This window comes from Nocardioides seonyuensis, assembly GCF_004683965.1.
Taxonomy (GTDB): Bacteria; Actinomycetota; Actinomycetes; order Propionibacteriales; family Nocardioidaceae; genus Nocardioides; species Nocardioides seonyuensis.
The window spans coordinates 817,198-839,332 of sequence record NZ_CP038436.1; the positions used below are offsets into that span (position 1 = coordinate 817,198).

20 protein-coding genes are annotated in these 22,135 nt (G+C 70.4%); 8 read left to right on the forward strand and 12 right to left on the reverse strand.

Annotated elements, in window-relative coordinates; genetic code table 11:
* Nucleotides 1–9: 9 nt before the first annotated feature.
* The 6 genes from EXE58_RS03995 to EXE58_RS04020 all read left to right on the forward strand — a co-directional run bounded on the left by EXE58_RS03995 (nt 10) and on the right by EXE58_RS04020 (nt 4,718).
* On the forward strand, nt 10–1,047 hold the full coding sequence (locus EXE58_RS03995; RefSeq protein ID WP_135266680.1) for a thrombospondin type 3 repeat-containing protein: 1,038 nt from the start codon (nt 10–12) through the stop codon (nt 1,045–1,047).
* Nucleotides 1,044–2,081 (forward strand): thrombospondin type 3 repeat-containing protein, encoded by a 1,038-nt coding sequence (locus EXE58_RS04000; RefSeq protein ID WP_208544121.1) that lies wholly within the window; start codon nt 1,044–1,046, stop codon nt 2,079–2,081. Before EXE58_RS03995 ends, EXE58_RS04000 begins: the two co-directional genes overlap by 4 nt.
* Nucleotides 2,082–2,113: 32 nt before the next feature.
* On the forward strand, nt 2,114–3,121 hold the full coding sequence (locus EXE58_RS04005; protein ID WP_135266681.1) for a thrombospondin type 3 repeat-containing protein: 1,008 nt from the start codon (nt 2,114–2,116) through the stop codon (nt 3,119–3,121).
* 139 nt (nt 3,122–3,260) lie between these two features.
* On the forward strand, nt 3,261–3,626 hold the full coding sequence (locus tag EXE58_RS04010; RefSeq protein WP_135266682.1) for an ArsR/SmtB family transcription factor: 366 nt from the start codon (nt 3,261–3,263) through the stop codon (nt 3,624–3,626).
* Entirely contained in the window at nt 3,623–4,150 is a 528-nt protein-coding gene (locus EXE58_RS04015) for an SRPBCC domain-containing protein (RefSeq protein WP_135266683.1), read from the forward strand. Before EXE58_RS04010 ends, EXE58_RS04015 begins: the two co-directional genes overlap by 4 nt.
* Nucleotides 4,137–4,718: a TIGR03086 family metal-binding protein gene (locus EXE58_RS04020; RefSeq protein ID WP_135266684.1), complete on the forward strand. Its 582-nt coding sequence runs from the start codon at nt 4,137–4,139 to the stop codon at nt 4,716–4,718. Before EXE58_RS04015 ends, EXE58_RS04020 begins: the two co-directional genes overlap by 14 nt.
* Here EXE58_RS04020 and EXE58_RS04025 read toward each other — a convergent pair.
* Nucleotides 4,715–5,644 (reverse strand): PfkB family carbohydrate kinase, encoded by a 930-nt coding sequence (locus tag EXE58_RS04025; RefSeq protein ID WP_135266685.1) that lies wholly within the window; start codon nt 5,642–5,644, stop codon nt 4,715–4,717. The two genes, EXE58_RS04020 and EXE58_RS04025, sit on opposite strands and share 4 nt — an antisense overlap.
* Before the next feature lie 37 nt (nt 5,645–5,681).
* Between EXE58_RS04025 and EXE58_RS04030 the strand changes: the two genes are divergently transcribed.
* Nucleotides 5,682–6,041: a GntR family transcriptional regulator gene (locus EXE58_RS04030; RefSeq protein ID WP_135266686.1), complete on the forward strand. Its 360-nt coding sequence runs from the start codon at nt 5,682–5,684 to the stop codon at nt 6,039–6,041.
* Nucleotides 6,042–6,112: 71 nt separating this feature from the next.
* Nucleotides 6,113–6,850 (forward strand): DUF2786 domain-containing protein, encoded by a 738-nt coding sequence (locus EXE58_RS04035; protein WP_135266687.1) that lies wholly within the window; start codon nt 6,113–6,115, stop codon nt 6,848–6,850.
* Between the two features lie 55 nt (nt 6,851–6,905).
* Here the strand turns inward: EXE58_RS04035 and rplQ are convergent, their stop codons facing one another.
* The 11 genes from rplQ to EXE58_RS04090 all read right to left on the reverse strand — a co-directional run bounded on the left by rplQ (nt 6,906) and on the right by EXE58_RS04090 (nt 22,053).
* A complete protein-coding gene (gene rplQ / locus EXE58_RS04040) occupies nt 6,906–7,676 on the reverse strand; it encodes a 50S ribosomal protein L17, sunset domain variant (protein ID WP_135266688.1) in 771 nt (256 codons plus the stop codon).
* Between the two features lie 161 nt (nt 7,677–7,837).
* Nucleotides 7,838–8,854: a DNA-directed RNA polymerase subunit alpha gene (locus tag EXE58_RS04045; protein WP_135266689.1), complete on the reverse strand. Its 1,017-nt coding sequence runs from the start codon at nt 8,852–8,854 to the stop codon at nt 7,838–7,840.
* A gap of 135 nt (nt 8,855–8,989) precedes the next feature.
* Nucleotides 8,990–9,598, reverse strand: a complete 609-nt coding sequence (gene rpsD, locus EXE58_RS04050; RefSeq protein WP_135266690.1) for a 30S ribosomal protein S4 — start codon at nt 9,596–9,598, stop codon at nt 8,990–8,992.
* Between the two features lie 26 nt (nt 9,599–9,624).
* A complete protein-coding gene (gene rpsK, locus EXE58_RS04055; RefSeq protein ID WP_135266691.1) occupies nt 9,625–10,020 on the reverse strand; it encodes a 30S ribosomal protein S11 in 396 nt (131 codons plus the stop codon).
* Between the two features lie 71 nt (nt 10,021–10,091).
* Entirely contained in the window at nt 10,092–10,466 is a 375-nt protein-coding gene (gene rpsM, locus EXE58_RS04060) for a 30S ribosomal protein S13 (RefSeq protein WP_135266692.1), read from the reverse strand.
* Between the two features lie 189 nt (nt 10,467–10,655).
* Nucleotides 10,656–10,769 (reverse strand): 50S ribosomal protein L36, encoded by a 114-nt coding sequence (gene rpmJ, locus EXE58_RS04065; RefSeq protein ID WP_056707964.1) that lies wholly within the window; start codon nt 10,767–10,769, stop codon nt 10,656–10,658.
* A 61-nt stretch (nt 10,770–10,830) separates the two neighbouring features.
* On the reverse strand, nt 10,831–11,052 hold the full coding sequence (gene infA / locus EXE58_RS04070; protein WP_026145687.1) for a translation initiation factor IF-1: 222 nt from the start codon (nt 11,050–11,052) through the stop codon (nt 10,831–10,833).
* Nucleotides 11,053–11,293: 241 nt separating this feature from the next.
* Complete coding sequence (locus EXE58_RS04075; protein ID WP_135266693.1) at nt 11,294–13,606, reverse strand: transglutaminase-like domain-containing protein; 2,313 nt, start codon at nt 13,604–13,606, stop codon at nt 11,294–11,296.
* The gene (locus EXE58_RS04080; RefSeq protein ID WP_135266694.1) at nt 13,603–14,793 is read right to left on the reverse strand and encodes a DUF58 domain-containing protein; all 1,191 of its coding nucleotides are present in this window, start codon (nt 14,791–14,793) and stop codon (nt 13,603–13,605) included. The genes EXE58_RS04075 and EXE58_RS04080 overlap by 4 nt, the downstream gene beginning before the upstream one ends.
* A gap of 8 nt (nt 14,794–14,801) precedes the next feature.
* The gene (locus EXE58_RS04085; RefSeq protein ID WP_135266695.1) at nt 14,802–15,773 is read right to left on the reverse strand and encodes an AAA family ATPase; all 972 of its coding nucleotides are present in this window, start codon (nt 15,771–15,773) and stop codon (nt 14,802–14,804) included.
* A 55-nt stretch (nt 15,774–15,828) separates the two neighbouring features.
* Nucleotides 15,829–22,053 carry an Ig-like domain-containing protein gene (locus EXE58_RS04090; protein WP_135266696.1) on the reverse strand — a complete coding sequence of 2,075 codons (6,225 nt, stop codon included), beginning with the start codon at nt 22,051–22,053 and terminating at the stop codon, nt 15,829–15,831.
* Nucleotides 22,054–22,135 lie beyond the last annotated feature (82 nt).

The window sequence follows — 22,135 nt, forward strand, 5'->3', positions numbered from 1 at the left end:
GTCCCCGTCATGGCCACCCTGAGCGCGCTCTCGCGCACCGCCGCCCTGCTCCTCACAGGAGCGCTGCTCGTCGTGCTCCCGTCCTCCACGGGAGCCGTGGCAGCGCCCACCACCTGCGAGATGGAGTACTCGGCACCAGGCCTCAAGACACTCCACCCCCGCGTCCTGCCCAACCCCGGCTTCTCCGTTGGCGTGATCGACATCCAGGTGGCCGACACCCGCACGGTGGTCGACGTCGACTGGGGCTTCGACGCCACCTACGCGAGCGACTCCGCGGACCTCTCGTTCCTGCTCGTGAATCCGCAGTCGGACGACAAGAACGTCCCCAAGTCCATCGTCAACGGCATGACCGGCCCGCTCTCGGGCTCCTACGTGCTGGACGACTCGGCGTCGGCTCCGTTCGCGACGAGCAGCCCGGCCCCTGGCCGCTACCGTCCCGACGAGCTGGCGGCCGCGTTGACCGGACACCCTGCGGCAGGGCGGTGGCGCTTCATGGTCACCAACGTCTCGGACAACACCGGGGACTGGGGCAACGTCACCCTGACCCTGACGGTCGACTGCGACTCCGACAAGGACGGCATCGCGGACGCAGCCGACAACTGCCCGGCGGAGCCCAATGTCGAGCAGGTGGACATCGACACCGACGGAGTCGGTGACACCTGCGATGGCAACCGCGACGGCGATGCCCTCGACAACGCGTCCGACGGCTGCCAGCGGGTCGCAGCGGCCACCATGAGCGGCTGCCCGGGTGCGGACCGCGACGTTCGACTGCGGCACCAGAAGAAGAAGCGCAAGCTGCGTGTGACCGTGGCCTCCTACTTCACCGAGTGCCAGTCCCGCGCGGACGTCGTCGTGTGGCGCGCCCGCAAGGGCCCCGACAAGATGGTCGCACGCAAGGCCACCGACGCCCGTGGCCGCCTGGTGCTCAAGGCGCCGCGTCGACCGGGCCGCCACTACGCGACGGTCGAGGAGCTCTACGCGATCGGGGTGGCCGAGTGCGGGGCCGCTCGTTCCAGGTCCGTGCGCATCCGTCGGTCGGAGAGGTGAACACCGTGCTCGTGCGTACGACAGTCCTGTCCGTGCTGTTGGCAGTCATGGCGGTCCCCGTCGCCACCACCGCGCCGGCGTCGGCCCAGGTGCAGCCCTGCTCGATCACCTATTCCAGCAGCGGTGGCGCCATCAGGCCGGGGCCGGACCCCCAGAAGGACCACTCGTGGAACGCCTGGGCGGTCGAGACCACCGACGAGAGGACCGTCGTCGACCTCGATCTCGCGATCGACCTGGACCACGCGAGGGCGCAGGACCTGCACATCAACCTGATGGGCCCCCAGACCGTCGGCTTCCTCCCGAACGTCGTCGCGCTCCAGAAGGGACAGGCCACCGGCGTGGTCGACGGCCTCTACCGCTTCGACGACGAGGCCTCCGCCAAGATCACCGGCAGCAACCCGCCGGCAGGTGACTACCAACCGGCGACGGCGATGTCGGCGATGGAGGTGCCACCGACGACCGGCGGCTGGTCGATCTGGGTGAGCAACTACGGCACCACGGCAGGCACCGTCGGGAGCTGGAGCATCACCATGACCTTCGCGACCTGCGACAGCGACGGCGACGGGATCGAGGAGAAGGTCGACAACTGCCCTGTCGTCCTCAACTCCGAACAGCTCGACCGCGACGCCGACGGCCGCGGCGACGCCTGTGACGACGACACCGACGGAGACAGCGTGGCCAACACCGCCGACGGCTGTCCAGCCATCACCGCCCTCACCACGTCCGGCTGCCCGGCGGCGGACCGGACCGTCCGGGTGCGCCACCTGCTCAAGACGAGCGACCTGGTGGTCCGGGTCCGCTCCTACTACCCCGAGTGCCAGGCTCGCGCCCAGGTCGTCCTGTGGCGGGTGAAGAAGGGCGAGGACAAGGTGGTCACGCGCCTCACCACCAGCTCCCGCGGCAAGAAGGCCCTCGACGCACCGCGACGCCCCGGTCGCTACTACCTCACCGCCGAGCCGGCCTACGCCGCCGCGGTCGCCGAGTGCCCCCCGGCCACCTCCAAGTCCGTGCGCATCCGTCGGCCAAGGAGGTGAGCACCGTGCTCGTGCGTAGGACACTCCTGGCCATGCTCCTGGCCCTCGCGGTTGCGCCCGTGGTGACCAGCCCTCCCGCTGCCACGGCGAGCGAGCCGTGCACGATGACCTTCGCGCGCGCGGGCGGCCCGATCCACCCCAACTCCAGCCCTGACGGCTCCGGCCACTCCCTCTCGGCCTGGACGCTGGAGGTGGCGGACACCCGCACGGTGGTCGACCTCGACCTGTCCTACGACATCGCGTTCGCCGATGCGTCCAAGATCGCGGTCAACCTCCTCGGGCCCAAGACGGACTTCACCTGGCTCGCACCTGCCGTGTGGACCGTCGACGGCGCCCGTGGCGGCCTGGACGGCGACTACAGCTTCGACGACGACAGGGGCGCACCCGGGCTGTCCGGCGTCGACCCCTCGCCCGGAACCTACGCACCCGCCAACCCGCTCCGCGACCTCGAGGACCACACCGCGGCGGGCAAGTGGCACCTGTGGGTGCTCAACACCTCCACGATGACCGGCGAGGTCCGCTCGTTCTCGGTGACGCTGACCTTCGCGACCTGTGACAGCGACGGCGACGGCATCGAGGAGAAGGTCGACAACTGCCCTGTCGTCCTCAACTCCGAACAGCTCGACCGCGACGCCGACGGCCGCGGCGACGCGTGCGACGACGACACCGACGGAGACACCGTGGCCAACATCGCCGACGGCTGCCCCGCCATCACCGCCGTCACCGCCTCGGGCTGCCCGGTCGCCGACCGGACCGCTCGACTGCGCCACCTGCGCAAGAAGCATGGCCTCAGCATTCGCGTCCGCTCCTACTACCCCGAGTGCCAGGCTCGCGCCCAGGTCGTCCTGTGGCGGGTGAAGAAGGGCGAGGACAAGGTGGTCAAGCGCCTCACCACCAGCTCCCGCGGCAAGAAGGCTCTGGACGCACCGCGACGCCCCGGTCGCTACTACCTCACTGCCGAGCCGGCCTACGCCCCTGCGGTCGCGGAGTGCCCCGCGGCAACCTCCCGGTCCGTGCGCATCCGTCGTTCCTCGAGATAGTCCGCTGCAGAGAGCCGCTCCGCGGGCATCCCCGCGCGGCTCTTCGCAGCGGACCATCCCTTTCCCAACCAATTGGTTGACAAGGGACGGGACGAGGGCTAGCGTCGTTCTCAACCTACTGGTTGATGAAGGACTTCACGTGACCGATCCGCTCTCCCGCATCTTCGCCGCCCTTGCCGACCCCACCCGGCGCGACATGGTCGCCAGGCTGGCTGCCGGTGACGCGACGGTGGGCGCCCTGGCGGCGCCGTACGACGTCAGCGTGCAGGCGGTCTCCAAGCACCTGAAGGTGCTCGAGGAAGCCGGCCTGGTCACCCGCAGCAGGGATGCCCAGCGCCGACCCGTCCATCTCGAGGCGGAGGTGTTCGACCTGATGACCAAGTGGATCGAGCGCTACCAGCGCCAGGCGGAGGAGCGCTACTCGCGCCTCGACCAGGTCCTGGCCGAGCTCGACGACCAGCAGCACCCACACCGCGCACGACCCCAGGAAGGAACCGCATCATGACCACCACGCAGAGCCCCTCCACGGATCAGCCGACCCGCTACGACAAGGCCAGGATCGAGGCCGACGCCCAGGTCCCGGCCATCCACATCTGGCGCGACTTCAGCGGCACGCCCGCCCAGCTCTTCCGCGCCCACACCGATCCCGAGCTCTTCGCGCGGTGGATCGGCCCGCGCGACGTCGGCGCGGAGATCCACGAGTGGGACGCCCGCGACGGCGGAAGCTGGAGCTACACCGCGCGCGGAGGCGAGGGGCGCGAGGCGTTCGAGACGTCCTTCCGTGGCTGCTTCCACACCGTCCGCGAGGACCGCATCGTCCAGACCTTCACCTGGGAGGGCATGCCCGACGCCGTCTCGCTGGAGACGATGGAGTTCGAGGACCTCGGCGACGGCCGCACCCGGCTCCACGCCATGTCCCTGTGCGACTCCTTCGAGGGCCGCGACCAGTGGCTGGCCAGCGGCATGGAGGTGGGCGTCGACGACGGCTACGAGGCCATCGACGGGATGCTTGCCGATGGCGCCCTCTGACCCGGCCGAGCGGCACCGTCTCGTCGCGAGCGGCTTCGCCTCCGTGGTGGCCGGGGTCACCGACTGGTCGGCCCCGGCTCCGGTGGCCGGCTGGACCGCGCGCGACGTGGTCGATCACCTCGTGGACTGGTTCCCGTCGTTCCTGTCGGCGGGTGGGGTCGAGCTGGCTCCGGGGCCGCGGTCCGACGAGGACCCCGTCGGCGCGTGGGAGCACCAGTCGTCGGAGGTGCAGGCGCTCCTCGAGCAGCGGGGCGAGGAGGACTTCACCCACCCACGCGCGGGGAGCCACCGACTGTCGGACGCAGTGGACCTCTTCTACACCGCCGACGTGTTCATGCACACCTGGGACCTCGCACGGGCCAGCGGCCAGGACGTCGACCTGGACCCCGACTACGCCGCCCGCCTGCTCACGGGCATGCAGGGCATCGAGGAGATGCTGCGAGACTCAGGCCAGTACGGCCCCGCCGTGCCAGTCCCCGCCGACGCGCCGGTCGTCGACCGCCTCATGGGCTTCATCGGCCGCGACCCGGCCTGGACCGCCCAGGGCTCGCCGACCGCGTCGGCCTAGGACTGCCCGAGCTCCCTGCGCCACGGCGGGTCGGCACCTGCCCGGGACACCGTCACGGCTGCGGCGCGGGCGGCGAGCCGGATGACGCCCACGCGGTCGGCAGGGTCGAGGTCGCGCACCCGCTCCCCTGCGCCCGGGCCCCGGGCGCCCAGGCGCCACAACCCGTCCACGAGAGCCGCAGTGACGGTGTCGCCGGCACCTATCGTGTCCACGACCGCGACCTCCGGTGCGGGTACCTCGACGACGCCGTCCCGGGCGAACCACTGCACGCCCGCGGCGGCCCGGGTCACCACCACGGCGCTGCTGCCCGCGGCCAGCAGCTGCGACGCGACGTCCCCCCTGTCACGACCGGGCCAGAGGGCCTCGACGTCCTCGTCGCTGGCCTTCACCACGTCCGCGAGCGACGCCATCTGCTCCGCCCTGGCGACCACCTCGGGGCCGAGGCCGGTCACCGCGGGTCGCACGTTGAGGTCGAGCACGGTGAGCACGCGCTCGCGGAGCGACTCCACCAGCCGTGCCACGCCCTCTGCCCCCGGAGCCAGCGCCGCCCCGAGGGAGCCGTAGACCACCACGGCCGGGTCGACCTCGTCAGGGACGTCGAGCGGGGGCAGCCGCCACTCCAGGTCGAAGGCGTAGGTCGCTGCACCGTCGGACCCGACGGTGGCGAGCGCGGTCGAGGTCCGCGCCAGGACGTAGGGGTCGCCCGCCAGGCCGACGTGGTTGGCGGCCAGGTGCCCGGCGACGGCTCGTCCGCGGGCGTCGTCCCCCAGGGCTGTGGCGAACCAGACCTCCTGGCCCAGCCGGGCCAGCCCCACCGCAGCGTTGGCGCAGCTGCCGCCAGGATGCTCCTCGGTGACGCCGTCGGGGCGTCGTACGGCGTCGACCAGGGCCTCACCCACCACGAGGACCACTGGTTTCGCCAACATGCCAACAAGGTCTACACGACAATCCTAGGGTTGAGCCATGAAGCTCCACCCGATTGATCCTGGCTCCGCAACTCCTCCGTTCGAGCAGGTCCGCGCCCAGATCGCGAAGAAGACAGCCTCGGGTGACCTGCCTCCCGGGACGCGGCTGCCCAGCGTCCGGTCCCTGGCATCCCAGCTCGGCCTGGCCGCCAACACCGTCGCCCGTGTCTACCGCGAGCTGGAGAGCGACGGCGTCGTCATCACCGAGGGCCGCAAGGGCACCTCCGTCGCCCCGACCCGGCTCACCGAGCAGCAGGACTCGCTGGCTGCCGCCGACGACTACGTCGCTCGTGCCCGCCGCCTCGGCCTCGAGCGCGCCGAGGCCCTGCGCCTGGTGGAGACCCGCTGGTCCCGGTAGTCCGGTCGCGGCGCTGTCGGTGACGGGTGGCAGTCTCACCCGACACCACCACCTCATCTCGGGAGCCGCCCATGGACCAGCCCAGTTCCGACACCCTCGCCAAGGTCCGCAAGCTGCTGGCCAAGGCCGAGGATCCGGCGGCGACGGCTCAGGAGGCCGAGACCTACACCGCGAAGGCCGCCGAGCTGATGGCGGCCCACGGCATCGACCGGGCGCTGCTCGCCCTGGCCGACCCCGGCCTCGACATCGTCGGCGACCTCGTCATCGTGCTCGACCGCCCCTATGCCGTTGACAAGGCGGACCTGCTGAGCGCCATCTCGGTGGCGCTGCGGTGCCGGCCGGTCCGGCGAACGCGCTATTCAGGCGGCTCCAAGGAGCTCTCGGTCCACCTCTTCGGCCACCGCTGCGACCTGCAGCGGGCCGAGATCCTGTTCACGAGCCTGCTGGTGCAAGCCGTGCACGCCCTGGCCCGGACCGCGGTCCCCGCCTCCGACCACCCAGCGGCGTTCCGTCGCAGCTGGTTGGCCGGTTTCAGCCGATCTGTCGGCGACCGACTGAGCGCGGTCGAGGTGCAGGCCGCCGACCGGGCGCGCGATCGCTTCGCTGCCCAGGGCACGTCCAGCGCCCTCGTCCTGGCCGACAGGTCAGCCGCGGTCGAGAGTGCCCGGGACCGCACCTACCCCCACCTCCGGCAGGCGTCGGCGCGTCGCCTCTCAGGCAGCGGGATGCACGCGGGATGGAGCGCCGGCCAGCGGGCTGACCTGGGCTCGACCAGGCTGCCCGGGCGGCGCTCACTCCCCCGAGCATGACGACGGCCCGCCACCCCGGAGGGTGACGGGCCGCCGTGCGGTCCTGGTGACTAGCTCACTCGCCGGCGCGGGTGAAGCCGGCCGCCTCGGCGGACTCGACGGAGTCGAACCACACCTCGGCAGTCGTCTGGGAGAACCACTGGCCGTCGGGCTCGTGGAACTTCATGGAATCCTCGTTGCCCTTGATCGGGAAGCCCTCGGGGACCTCGTCGACGTTCTCCATCGGCGCGTGCGAGCCGGGGTACTTCCCGGAGACGTTGCCGTCCGTCACACCCTCGTCCGACGGCAGGGTCGCCACGCCGTGGACCTCTGCGGCCTCGCCGGTGGCCTGGGCCTCGGCGGTCTCCACGTCGGCGGCCTCGGTGTCGAGGACCTCGTCGTCCGCCACGACCTCGGCCGGAGCGGCCTCGGACGGAGCAGCCGGAGCAGCGGCCTGGGTCTTCTTGGTCGAGGGAGCCTTGGGGCTGTAGGCCTCCGTCACCAGCTCGATGACGGCCATGGGGGCGTTGTCGCCCTTGCGGGGCCCGATCTTGGTGATGCGGGTGTAGCCACCGGGACGCTCGGCGAAGGTCGGCGCGATCTCGGTGAACAGCGTGTGCACCACCGACTTGTCACGGATGGTCTTGAGGACCTCGCGACGGTTGTGCAGGTCGCCCCTCTTGGCCTTGGTGATCAGCTTCTCGGCCACCGGGCGAAGCACGCGTGCGCGCGTCTCGGTCGTGGTGATCCGGCCGTGCTCGAACAGGGCGGTGGCCAGGTTCGAGAGCATCAGGCGCTGGTGGGCGGGGCTGCCGCCGAGGCGGGCACCCTTCTTGGGCTTGGGCATCTCAGTTCTCTTTTCTCTCCGGCCGTGTCAGGTACCGGGGTAGACGTCCGACGCGGCGTCGGACGGTTTGGATGGTGCTCATTTGTCGCGGAACCTGCGGGGCTAGGCTTCGGCAGACCTCGCTGGCGCTCGGCCTACCTCCGCCTCACTCCTCGGTCCGCTCAGTACTGCTCGTCCTCGACGAAGCTGTCGTCGTCGTCGTCGCCGTAGGCAGCCAGGGCCGCGCTCGGGTCGAAGCCGGGAGCGCTGTCCTTGAGGGAGAGGCCCATCTCGACGAGCTTGGCCTTGACCTCGTCGATCGACTTGGCGCCGAAGTTGCGGATGTCGAGCAGGTCCTGCTCCGAGCGGCTGATGAGCTCACCCACGGTGTGGATGCCCTCACGCTTGAGGCAGTTGTAGCTGCGGACCGTGAGCTGCAGGTCCTCGACCGGCAGTGCCAGGTCGGCGGCGAGCTGCTCGTCGACCGGCGACGGACCGATGTCGATGCCCTCTGCCTCGACGTTGAGCTCGCGAGCCAGGCCGAACAGCTCGACCAGGGTCTTGCCGGCCGAGGCGATGGCGTCGCGGGGACGGATCGAGGGCTTGGTCTCGACGTCGATGACCAGGCGGTCGAAGTCGGTGCGCTGCTCGACACGGGTGGCCTCGACCTTGTAGGTCACCTTCAGCACGGGGCTGTAGATCGAGTCGACCGGGATGCGGCCGATCTCGTTGTCGGCGCCCTTGTTCTGGACGGCCGAGACATAGCCACGACCGCGCTCGACGACGAGCTCGATGTCGATCTTGCCCTTGTCGGAGAGCGTGGCGATCTTCAGCTCGGGGTTGTGCACCTCGACACCGGCCGGCGGCGTGATGTCGGCCCCGGTGACGTCACCGGCGCCGGACTTGCGGAGGTACATCACCACGGGCTCGTCGTGCTCGGAGGAGACGACCAGGCCCTTCAGGTTGAGGATGACCTCGGTGACGTCCTCGGTGACGCCCTCGATGGTGGAGAACTCGTGCAGGACCGAGTCGATCTTGATGCTGGTGACCGAGGCGCCTGGGATGGAGCTGAGGAGAGTACGGCGCAGCGAGTTGCCGAGCGTGTAGCCGAAGCCGGGCTCGAGGGGCTCGATGACGAACCGCGAGCGGTAGTCGTTGACTGTCTCTTCCGTGAGAGTCGGGCGCTGAGCGATGAGCACGGAATGTGTCCTTCCCGGACCCAACCACTATTTGATGGATCCGAACCAGATGAGGGTGTGTGGAGGAGGTGCCCCCCGGCCCGGGAAGCAGCTGCAACCGCGGGCCGGAGGTGCACGGGGGCGAACCCCCGCGCGTTACTTCTTGGAGTAGTACTCGACGATCAGCTGCTCGGTGACCGGCACGTCGATCTGAGCACGCACCGGAACCTGGTGCACGAGGATGCGCATCCGCGAGGGGATGGCCTCGAGCCAGGCCGGGACGTGGCGCTCGCCGTGGGTCTCGCGGGCCACGATGAACGGCGTCTGCTCCAGCGACTTCTCGCGCACGTCGATGATGTCGTGGTCGGTGACCTGGAAGGAGGGGATGTCGACCTTCCTGCCGTTGACCAGGAAGTGGCCGTGCACGACCAGCTGGCGGGCCTGACGACGCGTGCGGGCGAACCCTGCGCGGTAGACGACGTTGTCGAGACGGCACTCGAGCAGCTGCAGGAGGTTGTCGCCGGTCTTGCCCTGGCGACGGCTGGCCTCCTTGTAGTAGCGGAGGAACTGCTTCTCCATGACGCCGTAGGTGAAGCGCGCCTTCTGCTTCTCGCGCAGCTGGAGGAGGTACTCGCTCTCCTTGATACGGCCACGGCCGTGCTGGCCGGGAGCGTAGGGACGCTTCTCGAAGGCGGCGTCCCCACCGACGAGGTCGACACCGAGACGGCGCGACTTGCGGGTCATGGGTCCGGTGTAACGGGCCATGTCAGTCTCTCTTTCTCAGTCTCGGGTCAGACGCGGCGGCGCTTGGGCGGCCGGCATCCGTTGTGGGGGGTGGGGGTGACGTCCTGGATGGTGCCGACCTCGAGGCCGATGGCACCCAGCGAACGGATCGCGGTCTCGCGACCCGAGCCCGGGCCCTTGACGAAGACGTCGATCTTCTTCATCCCGTGGTCCATGGCGCGGCGCCCGGCGGCCTCGGCGGCCATCTGCGCAGCGAAGGGCGTCGACTTGCGCGAGCCCTTGAAGCCGACAGTGCCGGCAGAGGCCCACGAGACGACCGCACCCGTGGGGTCGGTGATCGTGACGATGGTGTTGTTGAACGTGCTCTTGATGTGGGCTTCGCCCTGAGCGATGTTCTTCTTCTCCTTGCGGCGCACCTTGGTCGCGCGGCTCTTGGGAGGCATGCAGTTTCTCCTGAGGTATCTGGAAGCTGTGGGATCGAGGGAAGGTCAGCGAGCTCGGCGGGTGCCGAGGGTCACTTGGCCTTCTTCTTGCCGGCGACAGTGCGCTTGGGACCCTTGCGGGTGCGCGCGTTGGTCTTGGTGCGCTGACCGCGGACCGGAAGGCCCATGCGGTGGCGACGACCCTGGTAGCTGCCGATCTCGATCTTGCGGCGGATGTCTGCCTGGACCTCGCGACGGAGGTCACCCTCGATCTTGAAGTTGGCTTCGATCGCGTCGCGGAGCTTGACCAGCTCCTCGTCGCCGAGCGTGTGCACCCGAGCGTTCGGGTCGACCCCGGTCTCGGCGAGCAGCTGCTGGGCGCGGGTACGGCCGATGCCGTAGATGTAGGTGAGTGCGATCTCGATGCGCTTGTCGCGCGGGAGGTCCACACCAACGAGGCGTGCCATGGTGGCCCTTTCCACAAGGCTGGGAGCCTTGTCTGTGTTCATCGCTCTGGTTTCGGTCGTGTCGCGTCCCATCCCGCCTCGGGGTGGGCTCCGGCCAGTGCTCCGGAGGTGACTTCGATGAGGCGGTGCCTCACCTAGCGATCACGTTGTGGTGGATTCAGTTGTTGCTGCGTGCAAGCCGGCGGAGAACTAGCCCTGGCGCTGCTTGTGACGGGGGTTCTCGCAGATGACCATGACGCGGCCGTGGCGACGGATGACCTTGCACTTGTCGCACATCGGCTTGACGCTCGGGTTGACCTTCATGTCAGCCCTTTCTTGCTCGTGAGTGGCTGTCTCGGTGTGCTGCAGTGAGCTCGACGCTCGCTCACTTGTAGCGGTAGACGATCCGTCCTCGGGTGAGGTCGTAGGGAGAGAGCTCCACCACCACGCGGTCCTCGGGGAGGATCCGGATGTAGTGCTGGCGCATCTTGCCGCTGATGTGGGCGAGCACCTTGTGACCGTTGCTCAGCTCCACACGGAACATCGCATTGGGCAGGGCTTCAGTGATCGTGCCCTCGAGCTCGATCACGCCTTCTTTCTTCGGCATGTCCTCCACAATCTGTCGTCTGGTCATCTACCGTTCCTTGCTCCGGCCCGGGAACCTCCTCCTGCCCCCGGAGGGGCTGGCGGTGGACCTCGTGCGGTGGCCCCGGATCCCTCTTCCGGACACACGACGACACGCTCGAGCGAGCGAGTCGAGATGGATCCGGCAGCCGCGAGGCATCCGAATGCACAACCCACGTTGGGCCGACACGCGAGTCTAGTCGGATCCGCCTGTGGAAGACCAATCAGCGACGGCGCGGGCGCAGCGTCGCGACGTTCACGGCCGCGAGGAGCCTTCGACGGCGGCCCACCGCCGCGGACATGCTGCGGCGAGCCTGGTCGACTGCGCTCCAGTATGCCGCAGCGTCGGCCGCCTCGGGCGGACGGGGTCCGAAGACGAAGCTGTCCGCCCGCCTCGCCAGGGAGGGCGCCGCGTCGGCGGAGATGTCGCAGGACTGCTCGCGCCGCGTGACCGAGGGCCCCAGGGCCACCACCTGCCCGAGGTCGCGCGCGTGGTCCACCAGCTCGCGCCACGCACCCACGAAGCGAGCCGAGGGCGTGGCTGCCCGGCGGCGCCGGCGTCGACGCAGTGCCTTGAGCGCGAGGATCGAGCCGACGACCAGCGCGACGACCAGCAGCGGCAGGCCGACGTAGCGCAGCACCACACCGACCCAGGCCGGCAGCCCGGCGAGCGCCTCCTCGTCCTCGTCCTCCTCCTTGGAGGTCTTGCGCTCCTTGAGGTCGGCGTTGCTCTGGTCACCGATGTCAGAGGGTGGCGGGATGGGAGCCGGGGGCGGGATGACCGTCCCCGTCATCGGCTCCTCGGTCTGGGGCAGCTGCTGGGTGGGCGGCTCCTTCGACATGAACCTCTCGGTCGGGAGCGTGCGCCACGAACCGTCCGCCGCGCGCAGCTCCACCCAGGCCGAGACGTCGGCCCCGGTGACCGCCCCGTCCTGCGGGACCTCAGCGCCCAGGACGACCCGCGCGGGCACCCCCACCTGCTGGGCCAGCAGGGCCATCGTGGCGGCGTACTGCTCGTCGTTGCCCACCATGACCTGCTGGTTCAAGAACTCGTCGGAGAGCCGGTGGATGCTGTGGCCGGGGTGGTACTGGCGCTCGTCCTTGCCGATACCGTCGGAGTACTTGCCCTCTCGCTTCAGGTGCCGGGCAATGGCCAGCACGCGGCTCATCGGCTCGGTGGTGTCCTCGGACCACTGGGTCGCCGGAGCCCCGAGGAAGGCCGTGCCGGGCGGGAGGGTGGTGACGGCGGAGGACGGCACGGTGCCCGGTCGCAACGAGTCGTCCGGGACGACGGCGGTGAAGGTGTAGGTGTCGCCGGGCGCGAGACCGGTGGGTACGACGGCGGTCGAGGTGGCGAGGTTGTAGCGGAAGACCTCGGCCTTGAGGAGCGGGTCCCCGATGCCGAACTCCAGCGACGTGAGGGAGCCGCTCGTCGGAAGCCACACACCGTCGTAGCCCTCCCCGATGGTCACGCTGGCCTCCACCGACGTGCCCTCGGCCGGGTTGTCGAGCGTCGAGGAGACGCGCTGGAAGGAGTCGCCCCCCTCGCCCGGGAGGGCGTCGTTCGAGGCACCCCACACCAGCCCGTCGTAGCGGTCCATCGTCGCGATCCGCATCCGGGAGCCGGGCTCCAGCCCCGAGACCGTGAAGAGCGTCTCGTCGTGGACGTTGGCCCGGTCGCTGCGGCCCTGGGGGTCGACGTACTTGCGGAAGCCCGCCAGGGGCGAGGGGTAGCGGCCGATGTCGAAGGGCGGGGTGATCCAGTCGCGGGCCACCGCGCGCTCGCTGTCGTCGCCCACCAGGGCGCCTGCCGGCAACGACGCGGCGGCGGCGAGTGCCACCATCGCGGCCCCGACGGCGAGCCGGCCCCACCCGGCGGTGCCTCCGTGCACGGCGGCCGAAGCACGGCGTGAGCGCATCGCGAGCCATCCGAGTGCGAGAGCAGCGAACACCGCACCGTGGACGAGCAGCGACGTCGGGTGCCGCACGCCGAGGAGGAGGGTGAGGGCAAGCAGGCCGGTCATGGCAAGGACAGGGAGGAGCGCACCCAGCCATGCGCGCCGGAGGACCAGCTGCGACAGCGCGGTACCGGACACGCCGGCGACCAGCCCGAGCAGCCACGGCAGGACGAGCAGGGGTCCGGAGCCGTCCACGGGCGGGAGCGTGGTCAGCAGGTCCTTCCAGCCGAAGATCGCCTGGTCGGCGAGCTCGGAGAGGGTCGCCGGGCCGGGGATGAGCGAGGCGTCCCCCAGGGAGCGCAGGCACAGCAGCCCACCCAGCAGGAAGAACACCACGAGGGCGAGCACGACGGCCGAGACGAAGGGCCAGCCGACCGCACGCGTCACGTGGGTGATCAGCACACCGAGGACCACTCCCAGCACGCCCACGAGGAGGAAGTCCCACCCGGTGAACGACGACGCCAGGGAGCTGATCGAGACGACCGCGAGGGCCACCACCATGACCAGGTCGACCGCGGTGTGCCGGTCGGGGAGCAGCGGTGTGGGACGCACGCGGGTGCGGGTGTCGAGGTGCCTCAACGCACGCTCCAGGAGAGGAGGCCGCCGAGGTCCTCCTTGGCGGCGAGGTGCATGACCGGAAGGCCGCCGGCCTCGCTGATCCGGCTGGTGCCGTCGGGCTCGACCAGGATGGCGTAGCGGCGCACCTCGGGCGGGAACACCGCAGCTGCGCGCAGGACGTCGGTGAACCCGGTGGCGGCCCCTGCCACGAGGAAGACGAGGCTCGTCTCGGGGGCCACGTCGGTGGCCCGCTGGGCGGCGTCGACGATGCCCACGTCGCCGAAGTCCGCCCGGCACACGGCGTCGAGGGCGGTGTGCCCCGAGGCCCCGGTCGAGGAGTGGCTGCCGCACACGAAGGAGACGTCGAACTCGTCGAGCACTGCTCGCACGGCGATCGACGCGGCCACCGACATGGCGGACTCGAACTCGTCGGCATCGGGCCAGGCCTCCGCCCGGTCGTCCACGACGATCGTGGCGTGGCTGCGGCGCGTGTCGAGGTACTGGCGCACGAGCAGGCTGGACTCGCCGGTCGAGGCCATCACCTTCGCCGAGGAGCGCCAGTGGATGTGCCGGAGGTCGTCGCCGGGGGCGTACTCGCGCAGAGCATGGAAGGCGAGGTCGCTCTGGGAGACAGCGTCGGTCGAGACACCCTCGAGGTCCCGGAGCAGGCCGGCCCCCAACGAGTCGAGCGGGAGGAGCGGCGGACGCACCAGCACCTCGCGCAGCGGAGTCCACTCCATGTCACGCGAGAACAGGCCCACCGGATCGCCGCGCCGGGTGATCGCCGGGCCAACCGGGATGACTCCGCGCCGCTCGGTGCGGATCGTGAACGACTCCTCGTGCGAGGCCCCGGCTGCCAGGGACCCGATGCCGTAGCGGTGGACGGACGACCCGACCGGCACCTCCAGCGTGGTCGGCAGCAACCGCCCCGAGGCGGTGTTGGTCACCACGACGCCGGCCACGACCGAGTCGCCGGCGGCCACCCGCTCGGGCTCCAGCCGCAGGTCCACGCGCACCGAGGTGCGGCCGAGCAGGAACGGCACACCGAGCGCGAGCAGGGCTGCGCACGCGGTGGCCAGCACGGCGATCTCGCGCCAGTGGGCCACGGCCGCGAGCACCGCAGCGCCGAGACCGAGGCCGAGAACGATCCAGCCCGTGGGGCGGACGATCTCGAGCCCTGGCCTCAGCCGTTCGAGGACTGCCTCCATGGTCGGGTTCAGACCCCCACGCGGTCGGTCGGCGGCGCGACGGAGTCGAGGAGGCGACCGATGACGGTCGCGACGTCGACGCCGCTGAACTGCGCCTCCGCGTCCAGGAGCAGGCGGTGGGACAGCACCGGCTCGGCCAGGTCCTTGACGTCGTCGGGCACGACGTGGTCGCGGCCATCGGCGGCAGCCCACGTCTTCGCCACGCGGACGAGGGCCAGGCACCCTCGGGGAGAGAGGCCGAGCTTGACGTGGGGCTGACGACGGGACTCTTCGGCCAGCTCGGCGACGTAGCCGACCACCGCCGGGTCGACGTAGACCTGGTCGGCGAGCTCGCTCATCTGGGCGATCGTCGCGGCGGTGATGACCGGGGTCACAAGGGCGGCACGATCACGCACCGCGGCGTTGTTGAGCAGCTCCACCGTGGCCTGCCGGTCGGGATAGCCGACCGCGGTCTTCATGAGGAAGCGGTCGAGCTGCGCCTCGGGAAGGCGATAGGTCCCTGCCTGCTCGATGGGGTTCTGCGTGGCGATGACGAGGAAGGGCCTGCCGACCGGGTGGGCGACTCCGTCGACGGTGACGCGTCCCTCCTCCATGACCTCGAGCAGCGCCGACTGCGTCTTGGGGGACGCCCGGTTGATCTCGTCGGCCAGCACGATCGTGTGGAAGATCGGCCCGGGGTGGAACTCGAAGGTCCCCTTGTGCTGGTCGTAGACCGTCACGCCGGTGACGTCGGAGGGCAGCAGGTCAGGGGTGAACTGGATGCGGGCGTGGCTGCCCTGCACGGTGTTGGCCAAGGCCCGCGCCAGCATCGTCTTGCCGGTGCCCGGGAAGTCCTCGAGGAGGATGTGCCCCTCGGACAGCAGGCACGTCAGGGCGAGGCGTACGACGTGCCGCTTGCCGAGGACGGCCTTCTCCATGTTGTCGGTGAGCTGGTCGAAGGTCGTCTTGAACCAGTCGGCCTGTTCGTGGGAGATGGTCAACGGAGGACTCCTGAGGTGTGGGCGGATGCCGTCGTGTTCAAGCCGGAGGTGGAGGTCATGGAGCCGGGTCGGGCCAGTCGAAGCCGGACTGCGCCCGCTGGTCGCGAGCGCCGTTGCCCGAGGAGCACGTGATGGACACGTAGCCCTTGTCGTAGTACCAATCGGTCTGCACGGAAGCGCTCGTCCCGCCCTCGTGGGAGTTGGTCTCGCTGCGTAGGGGGTACTCGCTGTTGCTCACCGTGCAGGAGTAGTCCTCGAGGAAGCCGGAGACGTTGTACCTGACGAACGCGCAGGACGTGTTCGTGCAGTCCGGCTCGATGATGTCGCCGCAGTTGTTGTTCTGGTCCTCGTCCCCGTCCATGCAGGAATCGCCCTTGCCGATGTTGACGGACGGTGGTGGCGGCGATCCGGACTCGTCGCTGCGCGAGGAGACGTCCTCGCCGCGGCCCGTGGGCGCGTCGTCGTAGAGGCGCACCCTGACCGAGACCGACTCGTAGTAGCCCTCGGTCGTGTAGGTCACCTGGTGCGAGAACCTCCCCACGCCGTTGACCCTGACCATCTGCTCCGGGCCACCGTTGAGGGAGATGCCGAGGACCGCGGCATTGCCGTTGCTCGTGCCCGTGACCAGCCAGGAGAGGTTCTTGCCGTTGACCTGCGCGGCCGGGATGTCGTCCAGTGAGCTGGTGAGGCTTCCGTAGCTCTGCACGTCCTGGAAGGGACTCGTGGTGCAACCGGTCGGGGCGTGCTCGTTGCAGACGCGCAGCTCGACGCGCCAGGCCGCGTCGTTGCTGCCGACCTCGAAGCGCGTGGTCGTGCTTCCCGTCTGGTTGGCGAATGTCTTGACGCTGGAGCCGTTGACCAGGATCTCGACACGACTCACCTGCCCGCGCGACTCCGGGACCGTGAAGGAGACCTGGATCTCCTGGCTCGTGCCGGTCGCCGTCCACGACCAGTTGCCCCAGGCAGCCGGCTTGCCCACCGCCTCGAACAGTCGTCCCTGGCTCATCGGCGAGGTGTTGGGCTTCTCAGGGCTCGGAGAGTTCTGGGCACGCACGGTGTAGGTGTAGTCGAGACCGTCGTAGTCACGGGCGTCGTTGCATGACGTCGCCTGGATCCGCACGCAGCCGGGGACCTCGCGCGGACTGCCGCCCTCCCTGCTGACGTAGACCGTGTAGACCACGGGCCCGGGGCCCTCGGGGCTGGTGCCGGTCCAGCTCACCCGGACGGTCGTCTTGGCGTTGCCGGTGCTGAGGTCGGTCGCGGACACGTCGACGGGCGCGGCCGGGGTGCCGAGGGGCTGGAGCACGGGCGACTGCCGGGGATCGGACCACCCGATCTCGTTGAGCGCCTGGACCGAGAAGACGTAGGTGGTGTTGTTGTCGAGGCCGGGGATCGTGACTCGATCACGGTCGCCGGCGACCTCGATCCCGGCCCCGCCCGACCAGCTGATGGCGTACTTCACGATCTTCGACGTCGAGGAGGCCGGCTTGTCCCAGGCGATCCGGATGGTCTTGTCGGCGCGCGAGACCATGCGGATGTTGCGCACCCGGCTCGGCCGGGTGTCCACGAACGCCTCGCGCGAGGTCTCGCTCCACGGGCCGTAGTCGACTGCGTTGTGCGCGCGCACCTTGAACCTGTAGCGCACGCCGTCCTTGAGGCCACGGAAGAAGCACTCGTTCTGCCGGCAGGTCTGCCGATCGCCGGTCTTCAGCTCCATCACCTGGTAGTGCGTGATCCGCGAGCCACCGGTGTCACGGGGTGGGTACCAGCCGACGCGCATCTCCCCCGTCTGGTCGTCCGGGTAGGGGGTCACCTGCGTCGGGGCTCCGGGCACACCGCGCACCTCGAACGTCACGCGACCCTCGGCCCTGCGGTCGGCCGGGGGGTCCTCCGAGCTGACGTCACTCATCACCACGCGGTACACGACACGCCCCTCGACGTCGTCGGACGGCCTCAACGTGATGGAGGACCCCGACATGGATGCCGGGGAGCGGTCGCCGCTGACCTGGCTGATCGAGACCACCCGGGGCTGGGGTGAGGCCACGCCCGGCACGAGGAACGGCTCCAGGTCGATCGTGCGTGACTCGCCGGCCCTCATGTCGGGGACCGGGATGGGCAGCATCCGCGGCTGGGGAGCCCTCGCCACGCGGAACGTCAGCTGGGCCTCGTCGGAGTCACCGGCCCGGAGCGAGAGGACCGCGCGCCCTCCCCCGGCCGAGGCGTCGGTGGCATCGACGGAGAAGACTGATCCGCCGAGCGGTCGGACGCCCAGGCCCTCGAGCTCGGTCACCCATGCGGCGGTGTAGTCGAGCCCCGCGGCATCTCGGGGATCCTGCGTCCAGACCTTGCACAGCGACTGCACGTCGATCTGGCTGCTCTCGCCCGGGGCCAGGTCGATAGTGGTGCCGGGGCACTCGAGCACCGGGGTGTCGTCTCCCACCTGGACGGGGATCGAGAGGAGCACGGTCTGGCCGTCCGCAGAGCTGGCTGCGTCCTCGTTGCCGTTGGCGTCCGTCGCAGTCGTGACCTCGACCAGCACGGCGCCGGGGCCGCGGTAGCCGGCGTCGGCACGCACCTCGAAGGTGTTCTCGCCAGTCGCCTGCGCCTGGAGCTGCGACGGGGAGGCGTGCACTCCTTGGCGCCCGGTGAGCCGGAGCGCGCCGCCGGCGGGATTCTCGACGTGGTCGGAGAGCCTTCCCTTGGCCGACTCGCCCGACTCGACCTCGATGAGGGAGCCCGGCCTGACGAAGGGCAGGCCATGGCCTGTGGGCGGCACGAAGACCTGCGCGGTTGCCGAGGTGCCCTGCCCGTCCTCGACGCGGAACGGGATGACCTGGGGATCCTCGGTGCGCGTCGCGCGGACCCGCTTGTCGGTGTGCGAGACGCTCGCGGGGTCGCCGTAGACCTCGGCCACCACGATGTCCGCGGCGTCGCCGTCGGGGTCGTAGGCGCCGTCGAGGACGTCGACCGACACGGCCTCGCTGTCCTGCACCTTGCCGTAGGCGTCGTAGACGACGGGCGGGTTCTCGACGTCCGGGGACGTGCGCAGGGTCATCACGGCACGCGACTCGTCGATGCCGTTGCTGACGGAGTAGACGACCTGGGTCGCGGGCTCGTCGAGCGACTCGGGCGCCGGGACGCTGACCAGTCCCGTGTCTGCGTCGAGCTCCATGCCCTCAGTGGGGTTGACCAGCCGGATCTGGGGGTCCTCGCCCGCGACGACGTGGTCGTTGGCGAGCGGGTCGAACGTCGCCGTCCGCCCCGGCTGCACCGTGAGCTCGTCGTCGACGGCCAGCGGCGGCTGGGGCGACGAGGGCTTGACGACGGCCACTCGTGCCACACCGGTCGACGTGGCACCACGGGTGTCCACGACGGCGTACTCGAACTCATCGGTCCCTGCGGAGCCCGGGTAGGCCTGGTAGACGAGGGCATTGGCGGTCGTGGAGAGCAGCCGGCCGAAGCTCGGCGCACTGCTGATGCCGGTGATGGCGACGGGGTCGCCCTCGGGGTCGACCTCGCTGCCACGCAGCCGCAGGGTGACGACGTCCCCCGCGACTGCTCGTCCCTCGAGGGTCGGCGGCTCGGGAGGAGAGTTCGGCTCGCTCGCCGGCACCGCGGTGACCAGCAGCCGCCCCGGAGCCGACTGCCCGGCGGCGTTGACGGCCGCATAGGGCACCTCGAAGGTCTCGCGCTCCTTGACCACGGGTGCCACGAAGCGCACCATCCGCCCGGCGACGAAAGCGGCCCCGGGCCCTCCGTCGTAGTCGCGCGGGGCCAGCACGTCGAGCACCCCGGGGCGCTCGGTGATGTCGGTGCGCAGCTCGAGCCGGTCACCCGAGGGGGAGGAGTCGTTGTCGAGCACCGGCGCCGCAACCGATGCCCCGGAGCGTACGACGACCCGGTCGGTCACCGTGATCGGCGTGTTGTCCGCCGGTTGCTCACGCTGGGTCACCGTCACCTCGCCGGTGACGCTGGCCTGCCCGTTGGTGACCGTGTAGCGGACCAGCTGGGTCGCGGAACCGAACTCGCCGCGCGCTGCGACGCGCAGCCAGCGACCGTCGACGATGGCGAGGTCGAGCTGCTCGGCACGGTCTGCGACGGCCCGCTGCACCACGAGCAGGTCTCCCGAAGGATCCAGGTCGTTGGCGAGCACGTCGACCAGCGCCGGTGACTGGCCGTAGATCATGAGCGTGTCCGGCATCGCCACCGGATCCTCCGGTCGCCGGGGCCGCGGCCGCACGTCGACGCGGATCTTGCTCTGGGACAGCGGCGTGTTGCCGTAGGCGGCGTCGTAGTCGAGCAGGTAGGTGCCGGGTTTCGTGGACGTGAAGGTGATCGCGCCGCTCTCGAGGTCGGTCCTGATCTCGGCGTCAGCCTGGTCGGGGATCCTGCCACCCAGGGCCAGCTCGGCCTGGGGCGTCGTGGGATCGGATCCGGGCAGGTCGTTGGCCAGCGGCCTGATCTCGATCGGCTTGCCGACCTCGCCACGCACCACGTCGGGCTCGGCCACCGGGGGGAAGCCTTCACGATCGGTGACCGGCTGGACCTCGAAGAGCATGGTTCGGGTGACCGGTGCCGAGCGGCCGTCGCTCACCCCGTAGTCGACCTTGACCACGCCACCACCCCGAGGCGGAGCCGTGAAGCGGATCCGCCCCTCGGCGGTGGAGCGGGCAACCGCGCCGTTGGCCTGGGCGTCCACCGCGACGGCGGAGTCCAGCACCAGGGCGTCGCCGTCGGCGTCGTCGCGCCAGTCGCTGAGAACCGGCACCGAGAGCGAGCCGCCCGCGGGCACGTGCCACTGGCGCGGCTCGTAGCCCTCGCGGGGCGCGGGCTGCTGGTTCTCCGCCTCGCCGCGCACCTGGACGCGGACCGTGGCGTGCGCGCGCAGGTTGCGCCCGTCGTCGATGAAGTAGTCGAAGCTTGCCGGCCTGGCCTCCTCGGGCACCTGGATCTGCAGGGTCTGACCGTCGGGGCCGATGGTGACGCGCGACCCACCGCCGGGCTGGTCCACGGAGACGATGCTCAGGAGGCGACCCGCGGGGGCGGAGTCGTTGTCGAGCGGGTGCAGGACGGTGGTGCGGGCGGGGCGGACTCCGTAGGCGTCGTCCACCGCCTTCGGCGGCCGCTGGTCACCCCTGCTGTCCTGCTCGTCCTGCTCCTGCTCGTCCTCGACCTTCTTCCTGGCCGTGTAGGAGTCCCAGTTGTCGATCTTGAACGGCTTGTCCTCCTGGACGTCCCAGACCCGCCCACTGGTCGCGTCGTTGAGCACGATCTCACCCCGGTTGACCCGGAAGGCGAGGTTGGTGGCGTTGCCCCCCAGCCCGTTCACCCGGACCGGGTCGGAGCCGCACTGCTGTGCCACGTCTCCCCCACCGCCCGACCACGCGCCGTAGACGCAGGCGCCGAGCCGCACGGGCTCGACCGGCGTGCCGGTGGCCGACGCCACCTCCTCCTGCTCACCGCTGTCGAGGTCGACTGACAGGAGTCCGGACCTCGTGGCGACGAGCACCTCGGCGGCATCGGGCCCCGGCTGCTGCAGGATGCTGTCCTCGGGGACGTCAGTCGCGGCGCCGCCGAGGACGGCCAGCTGCCCGGAGGTCTCGTCGAGCGTCACCACCCGCTCACCCACCGTCGTCACCGAGGTCGGCGACCCCGCCGTTCGCGGGAGGTCCTGGACCTCCGGCTTCGCCAGACCGTCGCCCGCGGGACTCAGTCGGGACACCGTCGCCTCGACACCGGACGTGGCGACCACGGTGCCCTGCGTGCTCACCGCCAGCGCAGCTGCCTCGCCCACCTCGGCGGTCTCGTCCGCCTGCCGGTCGACGGTGTTGACCAGCGGCCTGCCCAGTTGGGGGTCGTAGCGCGTCGCCCAGAGCTTGCCCGTGGTCGCGTCGATCGTGGCGAGGGTGCCGCCGCCCATCTGGACGTCCCCGGCGGCGGGCACTGCGACGGTGCCGCCGTCGGCGAACTCCAGGAGGCCGGGATCCACGCCTCGTCCGCGGTTGGAGCCCCGGTTGAGCGTCACCACGGCGGCACCGTCCTGGACGACGTCGAGCCTGAGCTTGGGGCCTTCGTCGTAGACGACTCCGTCGAGCTGGTTGATGGGCTTGTTGATGCGGCCGTGCACCCCGAGGTGGTTGTTCACCACCCACACGCCTCCGTCGTTGAGGTCGGCGCGGTGGGCCTTGTAGCCGTCGGCCGTGACGGCGTAGGCGACGACCAGCCCCGTCGCCAGGGCCAGCGCGGTACCGGATGCGAGCGCGGCTCGGTGCCGCCGCACGAACGTCGCCCTGCCCACGCGACTCCCCCCCGAACCCGCAACCGAACACACTCTGTGGACGCAGGGTATGTAGCGCTTCACC

Coding starts and splice junctions, on each gene's coding strand:
- EXE58_RS04035 (WP_135266687.1), top strand. CDS start 6,113: ATGGACCAGCCCAGTTCCGACACCCTCGCCAAGGTCCGCAAGCTGCTG.
- rpmJ (WP_056707964.1), bottom strand. CDS start 10,769: ATGAAGGTCAACCCGAGCGTCAAGCCGATGTGCGACAAGTGCAAGGTC.
- EXE58_RS04020 (WP_135266684.1), top strand. CDS start 4,137: ATGGCGCCCTCTGACCCGGCCGAGCGGCACCGTCTCGTCGCGAGCGGC.
- EXE58_RS04030 (WP_135266686.1), top strand. CDS start 5,682: ATGAAGCTCCACCCGATTGATCCTGGCTCCGCAACTCCTCCGTTCGAG.
- EXE58_RS03995 (WP_135266680.1), top strand. CDS start 10: ATGGCCACCCTGAGCGCGCTCTCGCGCACCGCCGCCCTGCTCCTCACA.
- rplQ (WP_135266688.1), bottom strand. CDS start 7,676: ATGCCCAAGCCCAAGAAGGGTGCCCGCCTCGGCGGCAGCCCCGCCCAC.
- rpsM (WP_135266692.1), bottom strand. CDS start 10,466: ATGGCACGCCTCGTTGGTGTGGACCTCCCGCGCGACAAGCGCATCGAG.
- EXE58_RS04025 (WP_135266685.1), bottom strand. CDS start 5,644: ATGTTGGCGAAACCAGTGGTCCTCGTGGTGGGTGAGGCCCTGGTCGAC.
- EXE58_RS04080 (WP_135266694.1), bottom strand. CDS start 14,793: ATGGAGGCAGTCCTCGAACGGCTGAGGCCAGGGCTCGAGATCGTCCGC.
- rpsD (WP_135266690.1), bottom strand. CDS start 9,598: ATGGCCCGTTACACCGGACCCATGACCCGCAAGTCGCGCCGTCTCGGT.
- infA (WP_026145687.1), bottom strand. CDS start 11,052: ATGCCGAAGAAAGAAGGCGTGATCGAGCTCGAGGGCACGATCACTGAA.
- EXE58_RS04015 (WP_135266683.1), top strand. CDS start 3,623: ATGACCACCACGCAGAGCCCCTCCACGGATCAGCCGACCCGCTACGAC.
- EXE58_RS04005 (WP_135266681.1), top strand. CDS start 2,114: ATGCTCCTGGCCCTCGCGGTTGCGCCCGTGGTGACCAGCCCTCCCGCT.
- rpsK (WP_135266691.1), bottom strand. CDS start 10,020: ATGCCTCCCAAGAGCCGCGCGACCAAGGTGCGCCGCAAGGAGAAGAAG.